1 protein-coding gene is annotated in these 920 nt (G+C 43.9%); it reads right to left on the bottom strand.

The annotated features are described in order from the left end of the window. A partial coding sequence (locus RA26_RS22550) for a hypothetical protein (protein WP_446720187.1) occupies positions 1-248 on the bottom strand: 248 nt, incomplete at its 3' end. Between the last annotated feature and the right edge of the window lie 672 nt (positions 249-920).

The raw sequence follows: 920 nt of genomic DNA, 5'->3' as shown, positions 1-920 counted from the left end.
GTATAACCAACACGTTGCTCAACCCGTCCTCGAATTTCCATATCCGGGTGCGGTAGTCGCCCTGCTTTCTCGGCATCTCTGATAGCCTGAGAAGAAACCCCAACTAAATCCGCTGCTTCACCTATTCTCCAGCGCCGGGTTATTTTCCTCGCTTCCGGGCTGTCATCATTAAACTGTGCAATGGCGATAGCCTTCGTCATTTCATGACCAGCGTTTATGCACTGGTTAAGTGTTTCCATGAGTTTCATTCTGAACATCCTTTAATCATTGCTTTGCGTTTTTTTATTAAATCTTGCAATTTACTGCAAAGCAACAACAAAATCGCAAAGTCATCAAAAAACCGCAAAGTTGTTTAAAATAAGAGCAACACTACAAAAGGAGATAAGAGGAGCACATACCTCAGTCACTTATTATCACTAGCGCTCGCCGCAGCCGTGTAACCGAGCATAGCGAGCGAACTGGCGAGGAAGCAAAGAAGAACTGTTCTGTCAGATAGCTCTTACGCTCAGCGCAAGAAGAAATATCCACCGTGGGAAAAACTCCAGGTAGAGGTACACACGCGGATAGCCAATTCAGAGTAATAAACTGTGATAATCAACCCTCATCAATGATGACGAACTAACCCCCGATATCAAGTCACATGACGAAGGGAAAGAGAAGGAAATCAACTGTGACAAACTGCCCTCAAATTTGGCTTCCTTAAAAATTACAGTTCAAAAAGTATGAGAAAATCCATGCAGGCTGAAGGAAACAGCAAAACTGTGACAAATTACCCTCAGTAGGTCAGAACAAATGTGACGAACCACCCTCAAATCTGTGACAGATAACCCTCAGACTATCCTGTCGTCATGGAAGTGATATCGCGGAAGGAAAATACGATATGAGTCGTCTGGCGGCCTTTCTTTTTCTCAATGTATGAG

It is taken from the genome of Leisingera sp. ANG-M7, from assembly GCF_000813965.1.
Classification (GTDB): domain Bacteria; phylum Pseudomonadota; class Alphaproteobacteria; order Rhodobacterales; family Rhodobacteraceae; genus Leisingera.
This window is presented reverse-complemented; position numbering and strand designations above follow the sequence as displayed.